General features: G+C 68.7%; 16 protein-coding genes and 1 pseudogene. 7 read left to right on the plus strand and 10 right to left on the minus strand.

The annotated features are described in order from the left end of the window. Positions 1-17 precede the first annotated feature (17 nt). The 7 genes and pseudogenes from mmsB to V6S85_RS13015 form a co-directional block, all read right to left on the minus strand. Positions 18-956, minus strand: a pseudogene (mmsB, locus tag V6S85_RS12985) (3-hydroxyisobutyrate dehydrogenase); the annotation flags it as partial. 33 nt (positions 957-989) lie between these two features. Further along, positions 990-1,796: a class I SAM-dependent methyltransferase gene (locus tag V6S85_RS12990; protein WP_116564198.1), complete on the minus strand. Its 807-nt coding sequence runs from the start codon at positions 1,794-1,796 to the stop codon at positions 990-992. Positions 1,797-1,922: 126 nt separating this feature from the next. Beyond that, on the minus strand, positions 1,923-2,981 hold the full coding sequence (locus V6S85_RS12995) for an enoyl-CoA hydratase/isomerase family protein (RefSeq protein ID WP_116564196.1): 1,059 nt from the start codon (positions 2,979-2,981) through the stop codon (positions 1,923-1,925). A gap of 8 nt (positions 2,982-2,989) precedes the next feature. Then, positions 2,990-3,595, minus strand: a complete 606-nt coding sequence (locus tag V6S85_RS13000) for a histidine phosphatase family protein (RefSeq protein WP_334349136.1) — start codon at positions 3,593-3,595, stop codon at positions 2,990-2,992. Continuing rightward, positions 3,592-4,017 carry a type II toxin-antitoxin system VapC family toxin gene (locus V6S85_RS13005; RefSeq protein ID WP_334349137.1) on the minus strand — a complete coding sequence of 142 codons (426 nt, stop codon included), beginning with the start codon at positions 4,015-4,017 and terminating at the stop codon, positions 3,592-3,594. Before V6S85_RS13005 ends, V6S85_RS13000 begins: the two co-directional genes overlap by 4 nt. After that, on the minus strand, positions 4,014-4,283 hold the full coding sequence (locus V6S85_RS13010) for a type II toxin-antitoxin system Phd/YefM family antitoxin (RefSeq protein ID WP_334349138.1): 270 nt from the start codon (positions 4,281-4,283) through the stop codon (positions 4,014-4,016). The genes V6S85_RS13005 and V6S85_RS13010 overlap by 4 nt, the downstream gene beginning before the upstream one ends. A 42-nt stretch (positions 4,284-4,325) precedes the next feature. Beyond that, positions 4,326-5,465 carry an isobutyryl-CoA dehydrogenase gene (locus V6S85_RS13015; RefSeq protein ID WP_334349139.1) on the minus strand — a complete coding sequence of 380 codons (1,140 nt, stop codon included), beginning with the start codon at positions 5,463-5,465 and terminating at the stop codon, positions 4,326-4,328. Between the two features lie 207 nt (positions 5,466-5,672). Here V6S85_RS13015 and V6S85_RS13020 point away from each other — a divergent pair, with 207 nt between their 5' ends. Genes V6S85_RS13020 through arfB form a run of 7 tightly spaced genes read left to right on the plus strand, consistent with a single transcriptional unit; the run spans position 5,673 to position 10,517 of the window. Next, positions 5,673-6,116, plus strand: coding sequence for a DUF2147 domain-containing protein (locus V6S85_RS13020; RefSeq protein WP_116564186.1), 444 nt, complete (start codon positions 5,673-5,675; stop codon positions 6,114-6,116). 56 nt (positions 6,117-6,172) lie between these two features. Next, on the plus strand, positions 6,173-7,189 hold the full coding sequence (gene hemB / locus V6S85_RS13025) for a porphobilinogen synthase (RefSeq protein WP_334349140.1): 1,017 nt from the start codon (positions 6,173-6,175) through the stop codon (positions 7,187-7,189). Between the two features lies 1 nt (position 7,190). Further along, positions 7,191-8,060: a helix-turn-helix domain-containing protein gene (locus V6S85_RS13030; RefSeq protein WP_334349141.1), complete on the plus strand. Its 870-nt coding sequence runs from the start codon at positions 7,191-7,193 to the stop codon at positions 8,058-8,060. Positions 8,061-8,091: 31 nt separating this feature from the next. After that, positions 8,092-9,183 carry a serine hydrolase domain-containing protein gene (locus V6S85_RS13035; RefSeq protein WP_334349142.1) on the plus strand — a complete coding sequence of 364 codons (1,092 nt, stop codon included), beginning with the start codon at positions 8,092-8,094 and terminating at the stop codon, positions 9,181-9,183. A gap of 28 nt (positions 9,184-9,211) precedes the next feature. Then, positions 9,212-9,610 (plus strand): NUDIX hydrolase, encoded by a 399-nt coding sequence (locus tag V6S85_RS13040; protein WP_334349143.1) that lies wholly within the window; start codon positions 9,212-9,214, stop codon positions 9,608-9,610. Positions 9,611-9,639: 29 nt separating this feature from the next. Then, positions 9,640-10,098, plus strand: a complete 459-nt coding sequence (locus tag V6S85_RS13045; RefSeq protein ID WP_334349144.1) for a YaiI/YqxD family protein — start codon at positions 9,640-9,642, stop codon at positions 10,096-10,098. Then, entirely contained in the window at positions 10,095-10,517 is a 423-nt protein-coding gene (gene arfB / locus V6S85_RS13050) for an alternative ribosome rescue aminoacyl-tRNA hydrolase ArfB (RefSeq protein WP_116564174.1), read from the plus strand. Before V6S85_RS13045 ends, arfB begins: the two co-directional genes overlap by 4 nt. A 15-nt stretch (positions 10,518-10,532) precedes the next feature. Here the strand turns inward: arfB and V6S85_RS13055 are convergent, their stop codons facing one another. From V6S85_RS13055 to V6S85_RS13065, 3 genes are all read right to left on the minus strand, one after another. Next, positions 10,533-10,808 carry a hypothetical protein gene (locus tag V6S85_RS13055; RefSeq protein ID WP_116564172.1) on the minus strand — a complete coding sequence of 92 codons (276 nt, stop codon included), beginning with the start codon at positions 10,806-10,808 and terminating at the stop codon, positions 10,533-10,535. 103 nt (positions 10,809-10,911) lie between these two features. Next, positions 10,912-11,391: a MarR family winged helix-turn-helix transcriptional regulator gene (locus V6S85_RS13060; RefSeq protein WP_244286773.1), complete on the minus strand. Its 480-nt coding sequence runs from the start codon at positions 11,389-11,391 to the stop codon at positions 10,912-10,914. A gap of 185 nt (positions 11,392-11,576) precedes the next feature. Then, positions 11,577-12,446 carry a pentapeptide repeat-containing protein gene (locus V6S85_RS13065; protein ID WP_116564170.1) on the minus strand — a complete coding sequence of 290 codons (870 nt, stop codon included), beginning with the start codon at positions 12,444-12,446 and terminating at the stop codon, positions 11,577-11,579. Positions 12,447-12,607: the final 161 nt, after the last annotated feature.

Genomic DNA, 12,607 nt, shown 5'->3' on the forward strand with positions numbered 1-12,607 from the left:
TCGCAACCCTGCCTTGTTCAAACCAGCTCAGCAATACGCCCGCGCAGCATCTGCAGGACGGCGGAAAAGTCCTTGCCGCCGAAGCCGTTGGCGTCGAACAGCGCATACAGCGCCTCGGCCTGCGCCCCCATCGGCGTGCTGGCGCCGGCGCGCGCGGCCGCCTCCTGCGCCAGCTTCAGGTCCTTGAGCATCATGGCCGTGGCGAATCCGCCCTCGTAGCCGCGATCGGCCGGCGTGCTGGGCCCCACCCCCGGAACCGGGCAGTAGGTCGAAACCGACCAGCACTGGCCCGACGACTGGCTGGCGATCTCGAAGAAGCGGTCGGCGGCCAGGCCCAGCTTCTCGGCCAGGGCGAAGGCCTCGCAGGTTCCCAGCATCGACACGCCCAGCAGCATGTTGTTGCAGATCTTCGCCGCCTGCCCCGCGCCGTGGCCGCCGGCGTGGATGACCGCCCGGGCCATCGGCTTCAGCGCCGCCTCGACCTGCGCGAAATCGGCGTCGTCGCAGCCGACCATGAAGGCCAGGCTGCCAGCCTCGGCGGCCATGATGCCGCCCGACACCGGCGCGTCGGCGAAGCGGAAACCCGCCGCCCCGGCCTGCTGCGCCACCGCGCGGGCGCTGTCGACGTCGATGGTGGAGCAGTCGATCAGCAGGGCCGACTTCGGCGCATTGGCCAGAACCTGCTCGCCATAGACCGAGCGGACGTGCGGCCCCGCCGGCAGCATGGTGATGACGATCTCGGCGCCCTCCACCGCCTCGGCCACCGACGCGGCGGCGACGCAGCCCGCGCCGACCGCCTTTTCCAGCGCCTTGGCCGAAAGGTCGAAGGCCGCCACGGCGTGGCCGGCCTTGGCCTGGTTGGCGGCCATGCCGCCGCCCATGTTGCCCAGGCCGATGAAGGCGATCCTGGTCATCGTTACGCTCCCTAAATGCGAACCGCGCCTACGTGGGCGCGGTCCTTGTCGTTGTCGTCCGCGCGAGCGGGGCGCCTAGCGCGCCCCGGCCGGCTTGCGGAACTTGTAGATGAACTGGTCGGTCTTGCCGCGGATCGACGGGTCGAAGACCGAGACGTTGCGCTTGTCGGCGGCGTCGCGCAGCACGCGACTTTCGCCTTCGAACACGAAGCCGGCGGCTGTGACCTCGGCCTTCACGGTCTCGGGGTCGATGCGGTGCAGCTTCTCGGCGTCGCGCAGGCCCGACCCCGGTTGAGCCGAGTGGTCGAGCACCAGATAGACGCCGCCCGGCTTCAGCGACTGGAAGACCTTGCGGTTGACCACCGCCATGTCGGGCCTGCCCATCAGCGGGGTGTGCATGTCGTGGTAGTTCTGGGCGGTGAACACCAGGTCCAGCTTCTCCGGCGCGCCGAAGTTGGGCAGCAGGTTCAGGACCACCGAGACGTTCTTGTAGGCGGGGTCGGCGGCGATGGCGTTCACGGCCGGCTCGCGGTTGGCCAGCTTGGTCAGCTCGTCGGGCACATAGGCGTAGACGTGGCCGCGCGGGCCGACGGCCTTCGACAGGATGCGGGTGAAGTAGCCGGTGCCGGGAATCAGGTCGGCGACCTTGGCGCCGCTGCGCACGCCGGCGAAGGCCAGCACCTGGGCCGGCAGGCGGTCGGCGTCGCGCCTGGTGTCGACCTCGGGACGCAGCGGATTGTCGACCGCGGCGATGATGTTGGCCGGGATGGAGACCGGGGCGTCGGCGGGCGGCGGCGGCGGCGGCTCGGCGGGCCCCATCGGGGTCGTGGCGCACGCGGTCACGGCGAGCGCGGCGACGAGGCTGAGAAGCGGCTTACGCATGGTCTTCCTTCCGGCGGACTTTCTTCTTTGTCTGGCGGCAAGCTAGCGAGGCCGGGCGACGGCTTCAATGCCGCTACGGCAGAACGCTGTCAGGCGTCCGACGCATGTCGGAGGACCGAACGCCTTTTAGGCGTCCGCCAGGGGCGTCCACTCTTCTTCCGGCGGGAGGGGCGCGAAGATCGCCTGGATATCGGCGTCATCCACGGCCTCGATGCTCGGCGGGTCCCAGCGGGGCGCGTTGTCCTTGTCGACGATCACCGCGCGCACGCCCTCGATGAAGTCATGGCGGCGCACGACGCGCGAGCCGATCCGATACTCCATGGCCATGTTGTCGGCGAAGTCGGTCATGGCCTCGCCGCGCTTCAGCTGCTCGAAGGCGACCTTCAGGGTCTGGGGCGACTTGGTCTTCAGCACGGCCAGCTGGGCCTTGCCCCAGTCGCAGGAGTCAGCCTCCAGGAACTCGAAGATCTGCTCGACGCTCTCGCCGACAAACAGGCGGTTGAGGTCCTGCTCGAAGCCGACCAGCGGCGCCTTGCCGGCGTCGGCGCGATACATGCGCAGGGTCTCGTCGATGCGGCGATGGTCGGCCAGGATCGCCTTCTTCAGCCCTTCGACCGCGCCGAACTCGACGAAGTGGGTGGCGATGCCCAGACGCATGCAGTCCGAGCCCTTGATGCGCGCGCCGGTCAGGGCCAGCCACAGGCCCGCCTTGCCCGGCAGCCGCGGCAGATACCAGCCGCCGCCGACGTCGGGGAACAGGCCGATGCCGGTCTCGGGCATGGCGAAGGTCGTGCGCTCGGTGGCGATCCGGTAGTGGGCGGGCATCGAGATGCCGACGCCGCCGCCCATCACCACGCCGTCCATGATCGCCACGATCGGCCGGTCATAGTGGAACAGCAGGTGGTTCAGCCGGTATTCGGTGTGGAAGAACTTCCGCGCCTCGACGCCGTCGCCCGCCCCGCTCTCGGCCAGCATTCGGATGTCGCCGCCGGCGCAGAAGCCGCGCTCGCCCGAGTGGTCGATCATGACCATGTCGATCTCGGGATCGGCCTGCCACGCCAGCAGGGTTTCGATCATGGTCTCGCACATGGACAGCGTCAGGGCGTGCAGCGCCTTGGGCCGGTTCAGGGTGATCCGGCCGACGTTCTTCTTGACGCTGACGAGGACTTCGCGGGCTTCGGTCATCTGGGTTCTCAGGCGAATTCGGGATCTTCGACCGGGGCGCAGTCGAAGCGGTCGATCTGGCCGGCCAGCAGGCGGTAGACCGCGTCCTGCGGAACCTCCTGGGCCAGGGTGTCGGCGCGCGACAGGCCGGCATAGGCGCCGCGCAGCAGACGGCCGGCGACACCGTGGCTGACCACGATCAGGCGGCGCTGGCCTTCCGGGGCCTGTTCGGCCAGCCAGCCGGCGACGCGGGCGGTGACGTCCTCGAAGGTCTCGCCGCCCGGCGCGCGGAAAGCCCATTCGTAGCTGGCGAACACCTCGGGATTGTCGCGGCGGATGTCCTCGCGCAGGCGGCCCGACCATTCGCCGACGCTGATCTCCAGCAGACGGTCGTCGAAGCTCAGCGGCAGGCCCGTGCGCTCGGCGATGGCCTCCGCGGTATGGCGCGCGCGGCGCAGCGGACTGGCGACGATCCGCCAGGCGTCGGACGGCTCGCGCGCGATCAGGTCGGCCAGCAGGTCGCCCATGGCCCGCGCCTGGGCGCGGCCCAAGGCGGTCAGGTCGGACTCGGTCTGCCCCTGGAAACGCCCCTCGCGGTTGAACTGCGTCTGGCCGTGGCGGCAAAGATAGATCATGCGGTCGTCGCCCTCAGGTCGAAGCACTCGATGCCAGCGTTGGCGGCCGCCTTTAGCAGGGCGTCATCCCGCGAGGCCAGCGGCCAGTCGTGCTGCGCCGCCAGAGCTAGGTAGGCTGCATCGAAAAGGCTGAGCTTGGCGTCCCGCGCCAGGATGGCGAGCCCATCGACACCGAAGGCCGGTTCGCTGAAGCGCACCGATAGATCCTCGTAGATCGCGACCGCCTTTTCATACTCGTCGTCGACCAGGACCCCACGACGAGCCAACGTCAAAAGTACGCTATGCAACTCCCATTCAAAGATACTGGGGGCTTCGAAGATCAGGGCGTTGCTTTCCGCCAACAGAGCTCGCGCCGCAGGCGTAGCCTGTGTCGGAAGCAGCCAAGCCAAGGCCGCCGAAGCATCCAGAACGACCTGCCTCACCGGCGAGCGTCTTCTTTCAATTGCTCCCAAGTCAAATTCTCGGCGTCAGGGTTTGCAGCGGCTATCCGTTCACGCAACGCCTTGAAGCGCTCCACCAGTTCGGCGGCCGAAGCGCGACGCGGCGTGGTCGCCGCTTCCTCCGCCGGCGACAGCTTGGCCACCGGCCGTCCGTTGCGGGTGATGAGCACGGCTTCGCCCCCCTTCTCGACGGCGTCGAGCAGAGCCGACAGGTGGGTCTTGGCTTCCAGGACGCCGACTTCGCGCATGACGGGCTCCAATCTGACCAGTCTGGTCAGATTATCACGATCCTACCGCCGGAACATCTCGCGGGCGATGATGACGCGCATGATCTCGTTGGTGCCTTCCAGGATCTGGTGGACGCGCAGGTCGCGAACGATGCGCTCCAGCGGGTAGTCCTGCAGGTAGCCGTAGCCGCCGTGCAGCTGCAAGGCGTCGTTGGCCACCTGGAAGCCGGCGTCGGTGGCGAAGCGCTTGGCCATGGCGCACAGCTTGGTGGCCTGAGGATCCCTATTGTCGAGCGCGTGGGCGGCGCGGCGCACCATCAGGCGGGCGGCCTCCAGCTCGGTGGCCATGTCGGCCAGCTTGAACTGCAACGCCTGGAAGTCCTTCAACGGCCGGCCGAACTGGTTGCGGGTCTCCAGATAGGCCTTGGCGGTGTCGAGGGCGAACTGCGCGCCGCCCAGCGAGCACGAGGCGATGTTCAGGCGCCCGCCGTCGAGGCCCATCATGGCGAAGCGGAAGCCCTCGCCCTCCTGGCCGATGCGGTTTTCGACGGGAACGCGGCAGTCGTCGAAATTGACCTGGGCCGTGGGCTGGGCGTTCCAGCCCATCTTGCGCTCGTTGGCTCCAAACGAGAGACCCGCCGCCCCCTTCTCGACCACGAAGGCCGACACGCCCTTGGGCCCGTCGCCGCCCGTGCGGGCCATGACCACATAGACGTCCGACACGCCGCCGCCGGAGATGAAGGCCTTGCCGCCGTTCAGCACGTAGTGGTCGCCGTCCAGCCGCGCGGTCGTGCGCATGCCCGCCGCGTCCGAACCCGAGCCCGGCTCGGTCAGGCAATAGCTGGCGATCAGCTCCATGGTGGTCAGGCGCGGCAGGTAGCCTTGACGCAAGCTCTCCGAGCCGAAGCGGTCGATCATCCACGAGGCCATGTTGTGGATGGTCAGGTAGGCCGCGACCGGCACGTCGCCGTAGCTGAGGGCCTCGAAGATGATCGAGGCGTCGAGGCGCGACAGTCCGCTGCCGCCGACGTCGTCATTGACGTAGATGCCCGCGAATCCAAGGCCGGCGGCCTCGCGCAGGACGTCGACGGGGAAGTGCTTGTGTTCGTCCCACTGCGCGGAATGCGGGGCAAGCCGTTCCGCGGCGAAGCCCGAGGCCATATCTTGAATGGCGCGTTGATCATCGTTCAGCGCGAAATCCATGCGCCACTTCCTCCCATGCGGGGCATATCCGCCCTCACCTTCTTGACCGCTGACCTGCCCTGAGCAGCCAAGTGTGTCAATCATATCTCAGTTGGCGAATTTGAATGCGGCGCCGCAGCGAAATCGGGTGCGAAAGGTCGCACCTCCCTTGATCCGACACCTCGTCGGTATCAGATCACGCCCATCGGAGGCGTCGTCTCGGTTCCCATGTCTAAGTTCATTACCGCTCTGGCCGCGGTCGCGGCCCTGTTCACGTTCGTGTCCGCGCCGGCTCACGCCGAGAATCTCGGTGTGTGGCGCAACCCGAAGGACAACATCCGCCTGCACATCACCGACTGCGGTCCGAGCATGTGCGGTTGGGTCGTCTATGCCAGCCGCAAGGCCGAGGCCGACGCCAAGAAGAGCGGTTACGACACCCTGGTGGGCCAGCAGGTGCTGCGCGACTTCGCGCCCACCGGCAACGGAAACATGCGCGGCCGGGTTTTCGTTCCGACGCTGAAAGTGACCCTGAACGGGACCGCCGAGTTCATCGACGCCCGCACAATGCGCGCCAAGGGCTGCGTGCTGGGCGGCCTGTTCTGCAAGTCCCAGGTCTGGACCCGCGTCGACGGCGGCGTCCAGCAGGTCCGCGTCACCAAGACCGGGGAATAGCTCCTTAAGGGCCTTAACGCCTTGCCTCGACCGGCGTCGCGCGCGAAACCCTTCGCATGACCGTTCCGCCGCTCGCTCCCTACCCCGCCACGCGCCTGCGCCGCCTGCGCCAGGCCGACTGGACCCGCCGTCTCGTCCGCGAGACGGAAGTCCGTCCGTCCGACCTGATCTGGTCGATGGTGGTGCACGAGGGCGAGGGCGCCGTCCCCGTGGCCTCGATGCCCGGCGTCCAGCGCCTGAGCGTCAAGGAAGCCGCCAAGGCCGCCGTCCGCGCCCGTGACCTGGGCATCCCCGCCATCGCCATCTTCCCGCACATCGACCCGTCGCGGAAGGACGCGACCGGCTCGATCGCCGCCGATCCCGACGGCGTCATCCCGCGCGCCGTCAAGGCCATGAAGGACGCCGCCCCCGAGGTCGGCATCATGTGCGACGTGGCGCTGGACCCCTTCACCGACCACGGCCACGACGGCGTGGTCGAGAACGGCAGGATCCTCAACGACGCCACCATCGAACGCTTGATCGAGCAGGGCCTGATGCAGGCCGCCGCGGGCGCCGATATTCTTGCGCCTTCCGACATGATGGACGGCCGCATCGGGCGCCTGCGTGGCGCGCTCGAAGGCGACGGCTTCCAGGACACGATGATCATGTCCTACGCCGCCAAGTACGCCTCGGCCTTCTACGGCCCCTACCGCGACGCCATCGGTTCGGCGAAACTCAGTGCGGGCCCCAATGGTCAGGGATTGGGCGACAAGAAGACCTACCAGATGGATCCCTCCAACACCGAGGAAGCCATCCGCGAGGTCGCCCTCGACATCGCCGAGGGCGCCGACATGGTCATGGTCAAGCCGGGCCTGCCCTATCTCGACATCCTGCGCCGCCTGGTCGACGAGTTCCGCATGCCCACCTACGCCTTCCAGGTGTCGGGCGAGTACGCGATGATCAAGGCGGCCGGCGCCAACGGCTGGATCGACGAAGAGCGCGCGATCCTCGAAAGCCTGGCCGCCTTCAAGCGCGCCGGCGCGGCCGGGATCATCACCTACTTCGCCCCCTGGGCCGCCGAGAAGCTGGGCTGACATGGCCGCGCCGAGAACCGCCTTCGCACCAGGACGGTTCTACGGCGCGCCGACGATCGAGCGGCGGCTGCCGGGCGTGCGGCTGGCCCACCTGGCCGCCACCATGAGCGCCGAGCACGTCGACGAGCACAGCCACGACGACGCCCACTTCGTGCTGGCCACCCGCGGTCGCTACGAGACCACGGCCTGGGGCCCGGAAACCGAAGGCCCGGTCCTCGTCTACAATCCACCCGGCGTGGTCCATCGCGATCGGTTCGTAGAGACAGGCGGCTACTTCCTGGCCGTCAGCTTCGCCGCCGGCGACTGGCGGGCCCTGGCCGACGGCGGCGCGGCGATCGACGCCCTGCGCCTGACCGGCCCCGTCGCCCGCCGCGCGGCGCTGCGCCTCACCCGCTCGCTGCTCTCGGCCGACGCCGAGCCGCTCTCGCTGGAAGGCCTGAGCCTCGAACTGGCCGCAGAGGCCCTGGCGCCGCCTCGCGACAGCGATCGCCGGCCGCCCTGGCTGGACCTGGCCGAAACCTACCTGGCCGACGCCTTCGACCAGCCGATCGGCGTCGCCGATCTCGCCCGCGCCGCCGGGGTGCATCCGGTGCACCTGGCGCGCGGCTATCGCCGCTGGCTGGGGGCCGCGCCCGGCGAGCGGTTGCGCGCGCGGCGACTGGAACGCGCCGCCGACCTGCTGATGCGGGGCCGCCTGCCGATCGGCGAGATCGCCCTGGCGGCGGGCTTCTGCGACCAGAGCCACCTCAACAGGCAGTTCCGCCACGCCTATGGCGTGACGCCCGGTGAGTTCGCGCGCCTTTGCAGCCCCCGCCCCACCAGACGGCCCGATGTTTCAGGCGTCCAAGACGAGGCTCCAGTCACGCCCTAGCTTGGCGGCGCACGCCGTCGGAGTCGCTTTCGTGAAACGCTTCCTGTTCGCCGCCGCCCTGGCCCTGGCGCCGCTGTCGATCGCCTCGGCCGCTTCCGACATGCCATCCGCCGCCCCCGCTGCCGAAGGCCTGTCGGCCTCCAAGCTCGAGGCCATGTCGACCGCCATCAAGGCGGGCCAGTTCCAGAAGATCACCAGCGTGCTGGTCGCCCGCCACGGCAAGCTGGTGTTCGAGGCCTACTACGACGACGGCAAGCCCGACGGCGGCATGGAGGCGAGACGCAACACCCGCTCGGTGACCAAGACCGTCACCGCCATGCTGGCTGGCGCGGCCATCGATCGCGGCGCGATCCCGAACGTCGATGCGCCCATAAAGCCATACTTGAAGGGACGCCCGCCCGCCGCCGCCCCTGATCCGCGCAAGGACAAGGTCACGGTCGAGGACCTGATGACCATGAGCTCGATCGCCGAATGCGACGACGACAACCAGTTCTCGCGCGGCAACGAAGAGCGGATGTACCTGATCGAGGACTGGGTCGGCTTCTATCTCGACCTGCCGGTGCGCGGCTTTCCCGACTGGGTGCAGAAGCCCGCCGACGCGCCTTACGGCCGCAGCTTCTCCTACTGCACGGCGGGGGTGACGACGCTGGGGGCGGTGGTCCAGGGCGCGGTCGGCAAGCCCCTGCCCGTCTTCGCCCGCGAGGCGCTGCTTGGTCCGCTGGGCATCGAGGGCGAGCGCTGGCAGGTCTCTCCCCTCGGCCTGGCGCAGGGCGGCGGCGGCCTTGGCCTGCGCAGCCGCGACCTGCTTAAGCTGGGCCAGCTCTATCTCGAAGGCGGCAAGTGGAACGGTCGGCAGGTGCTGCCGGCGTCCTTCGTCAAGGCCGCCACCTCACCACACGCCAACGCGCGGCCCGAGACCGACTACGGCTACCTGATCTGGCTGCAGACCTTCAGCGGTCACAAGGCCTGGGCGATGAGCGGCACGGGCGGCAACAAGGTGGTGATCGTCCCCGATCTCGGAATCGTCGCGGTCATCACCACGGCGAACTTCGACGTCCGTCAGCCGCACGCCATCACCGAGCGGCTGCTGACCGAGCATATCCTGGCCGCCGTCGAGCCCTGAGGGCCCCGAATCCGCTAGTCTGGCGGGCATGAGCAAGGTCCTCGACATCGTCACCGCCGTCATCCACGACCAGGACGGCCGCATGCTGCTGGTGCGCAAGCGCGGCACGGCGATCTTCATGAAGCCGGGCGGCAAGCGCGACGGCGGCGAGGACGACCTGACCGCCCAGGCTCGCGAACTCGACGAGGAACTGGGCTGCCGGCTGGTCTCGGCGACCTTGCTGGGCCGGTTCTGCGCCCCCGCCGCCAACGAGGCCGGATTCACGGTGCAGTCGGCGACCTACCTGGCCGTGGTCGAGGGCGAGATCGCCGCCAGGGCCGAGATCGAGGAACTGGCCTGGATCGATCCGGCCGCGCCGCCGGCAGGCATGGCCCTGGCCCCGCTGCTGAAGGACGAGGTCATTCCCGCACTACTGGCTCTGGCCTGACAATCTGCAACCCGTGCTATAGGGCGCGGATGACGACGATCTACATCGACGCCGACGCCTGCCCCGTGAAGGACGAGACCTACAAGGTCGCGGCCCGCAACGGTCTGAAGACCTATGTCGTCTCCAACAGCTGGATCCGCGTACCCGCCACCCCGACCATCGAACAGGTGGTGGTCAACGCCGGCCCCGACGTGGCCGACGACTGGATCGCCGAGCGCGCCGGACCGGGCGACGTGGTGGTGACCAACGACATTCCCCTGGCCGATCGCGTGCTGAAGGCCGGCGGCCAGGCCATCGCGCCCAACGGCCGGGTGTTCACCAACGACATGATCGGCGCCGCTCTCGCCTCGCGCTCGATCGGCGAGCACCTGCGTTCCATGGGCGAAGTCACCAGCGGCCCCAAGGCCTTCGGCCCTCAGGACCGCAGCAAGTTCCTCCAGGCGCTCGACCAGGCCGTGGTCAAGGCAAGGCGCGTGGTCGTCCGATGATCGAGATCACCTCCTGGCTGCGCATCGACGAGGATGAACTGGTCGAGAAGGCCGCCCGCGCCTCGGGCCCCGGCGGCCAGCATGTCAACAAGACCTCGACGGCGATCGAGTTGCGGTTCGACGTCGCCAACTCGCCGTCCCTGACCGACGACATCAAGGCCCGCCTCACCGCGCTGGGCGGCAGCCGCATGACCCAGGAGGGCGTGCTGGTGCTGTTCGCCCAGGGCCATCGCTCGCAGGAACTGAACCGCCAGGACGCCCGCGAACGGCTGGTCGAGCTGATCCGCCGGGCGACCGAGAAGCCCAAGCCCCGCCGCCCGACCAAGCCGACCTATTCCAGCAAGCTCAAGCGGCTGGAGACAAAGACGAAGCGGTCGGGCGTGAAGTCGATGCGCGGCCGCGTCCGTCACGACGACTGACCGCGCCGAAGTCAGCTAGTCCGGGAGGACGACGCCGACGCCCAGACGGGCGCCGTCGGCCTGCTGCTGAACCACGAAGACCCCCTCGCCCTGGTTCAGCTGGGTGAGTTGGCCGCCCTCGATGGTTCCGAAAAGATTGGCCAGAACGATGTCGGCCGAGCCCTGCCCGCCGTCCTGGACCATCGCGTCCCAGCCCATCATCCGATAGGTGGCGCCGCCTGCCTGCACGGCGAAGCCCGTGCCGCCATCGGCATAGGACTGGATGTGCTCGGCGACCTGTTTGACGTTCACGTGGTGAAGCTCCCCTCGCGCGGCCCCTAGCAGCCGCAGAACTCCACCTTAGGGCGCAAGCCCCTTAATCGGAGATTGCGCCTTGGGCGTCGTCGAGGCTTTTTCAGGCCAGACGCGGAATCGGCGGCCCGAAAGAGAGGATCTCGTCCTTCCAGTCGGGCTCGGGGATCAGGCCGCCCAGCATCTTCTTCAGATAGAAGGCCAGGGCCGACTGCTCGTCCGCGCTCAGTTCGGAGCAGGCTTCCTGGTGCAGCGGCGTCAGCTCGTCTCGGATCCGTTGCAGCAGCGCCGCCCCGGCGTCCGTGAGACGCACGACCACCTTGCGGCGATCGTTCGGCGCCCCGCCGCGCTCGACCAGGCCATCGCGGATCAGCCCGTCGATCGACCGGGTAAGGGTCGTGCGGTCGGCCGCCGAAAGCTTGGAAAGCCGCGTCATCGAACACTCGCCGAACCGGGCCAGCGACAACATCGCCACCCACTTCGGAAACGACAGACCGTGTCGCGCAACATGGTCGGCGGCCATAGCCCGCCGATGTTGCTCGGTCTGGTACATCAAATAGCTCAAATAGCTGGGCAGGGGCATGGATTGCCCCTCCCTCAAGTCATGCTCAGGCATGGTGTCCCCCCGCGCCGTGCGCCTTGATCTCACAACCTCTGCTGTCGCGCAATCGCCACGAGGCCCCTAGCCCGCATAGCGTTCACCATGTCGCGAAACGCCTGTCTCGTCCGCACGTTCCGCAGGCGAGAAAGACCCCTCACGCGCGAACATCAGCGGCGGGGCGGAGACGGCGCGGCGGGAGGAGCCGGCGGCGCCGGCGGGGCGGGCATGCCGCGCATGACGGTGATGCGCTTGACGCGACCCGTGCAGCTCTTGAGCGACAGGCCCTGCGGCAGGCGAGCCTCGCCGCAGGCTTCGTCCAGCTGGTCCTGGGTCAGGCCGCGCGCGCCGCTGAGGTCGACGCCCTGGAAGCGCACGCCCGTGAAATCCGCGCCCTTGAAATCGGCGCCGGCGAAGCTGCCGCCGCGCAGGTGCGAGGCCGTCAGCGAGGCGTTGCGGAACTGGGCGCGGTCGAACCGGCCGCCGCTGAGGTTGGAGCCGTTGATCTCGGCGTTCGAGAAGTCGGCCCCGCGGGCGTTCACCGACGACAGGTTGGAGCCGTTCAGCTCGGAATTGGCCAGCCGGGCGTCGATCATGGTGGCGGCTTCCATGTTGACCCCATGCATCTCCGACGAGGTCATGTCAGCGCGCGACAGATTGGCGTTCTGGAAGTTGGCCCCGGCCGATTCCACACCCGACAGGCGGGCGCCGTTAAAGTTGGCGCCCTGGAAATTGGCGGCCCGCATCTCGGCACCGCGCAGGTCGGCGCGGGTCAGGTCGGCCGCCGCGAAGTTGGAGCCGAAAAACACCGCGCCGCGCAGGTCGGCGCCGATCAGGTTGGCCTTGGCGAAGTTGGCGCCGGTGAACTTGGCGCCGGTCATCTTGCGGCCGGCCAGATCGCAGCTGACGCACACCCCGCCGAGAGACACCAGGCGCGCCACGTCCTTGTCCTCGATCGAGGCCTTGGCCTGGGCCTGGCCGGCCAGGGTCGTCAGACCCATGACCAGGGCGGCGGCGAGTGTCATGCCCATGCGGGCCATCGGCGGTCTCCGTGCGGTCGATAAGCGACCTTGCTTGGTAACGGTTTGAGCCCCGCACCGCCGCTAGACCACTTAAATCGCGGTAATGACGGGGATTCGTCATCCCCGTCGCCCGCCAAACACTTGTTGGCCTTAGCCTTCCAGCGCCCGCCGCGTCAAAC

The organism is Caulobacter sp. CCNWLW153, assembly GCF_036889365.1.
Taxonomy (GTDB): Bacteria; Pseudomonadota; Alphaproteobacteria; order Caulobacterales; family Caulobacteraceae; genus Caulobacter; species Caulobacter radicis.

Excerpts from the sequence above, each read along its gene's own strand:
- V6S85_RS13010 (WP_334349138.1), bottom strand. The coding sequence starts at position 4,283 with ATGCGCGAAGTCGGCGTCCTGGAAGCCAAGACCCACCTGTCGGCTCTG.
- V6S85_RS13020 (WP_116564186.1), top strand. The coding sequence starts at position 5,673 with ATGTCTAAGTTCATTACCGCTCTGGCCGCGGTCGCGGCCCTGTTCACG.
- arfB (WP_116564174.1), top strand. The coding sequence starts at position 10,095 with ATGATCGAGATCACCTCCTGGCTGCGCATCGACGAGGATGAACTGGTC.
- hemB (WP_334349140.1), top strand. The coding sequence starts at position 6,173 with ATGACCGTTCCGCCGCTCGCTCCCTACCCCGCCACGCGCCTGCGCCGC.
- V6S85_RS13040 (WP_334349143.1), top strand. The coding sequence starts at position 9,212 with ATGAGCAAGGTCCTCGACATCGTCACCGCCGTCATCCACGACCAGGAC.
- V6S85_RS13065 (WP_116564170.1), bottom strand. The coding sequence starts at position 12,446 with ATGGCCCGCATGGGCATGACACTCGCCGCCGCCCTGGTCATGGGTCTG.
- V6S85_RS12990 (WP_116564198.1), bottom strand. The coding sequence starts at position 1,796 with ATGCGTAAGCCGCTTCTCAGCCTCGTCGCCGCGCTCGCCGTGACCGCG.
- V6S85_RS13000 (WP_334349136.1), bottom strand. The coding sequence starts at position 3,595 with ATGATCTATCTTTGCCGCCACGGCCAGACGCAGTTCAACCGCGAGGGG.
- V6S85_RS12995 (WP_116564196.1), bottom strand. The coding sequence starts at position 2,981 with ATGACCGAAGCCCGCGAAGTCCTCGTCAGCGTCAAGAAGAACGTCGGC.
- V6S85_RS13045 (WP_334349144.1), top strand. The coding sequence starts at position 9,640 with ATGACGACGATCTACATCGACGCCGACGCCTGCCCCGTGAAGGACGAG.
- V6S85_RS13015 (WP_334349139.1), bottom strand. The coding sequence starts at position 5,465 with ATGGATTTCGCGCTGAACGATGATCAACGCGCCATTCAAGATATGGCC.
- V6S85_RS13030 (WP_334349141.1), top strand. The coding sequence starts at position 7,191 with ATGGCCGCGCCGAGAACCGCCTTCGCACCAGGACGGTTCTACGGCGCG.
- V6S85_RS13060 (WP_244286773.1), bottom strand. The coding sequence starts at position 11,391 with ATGCCCCTGCCCAGCTATTTGAGCTATTTGATGTACCAGACCGAGCAA.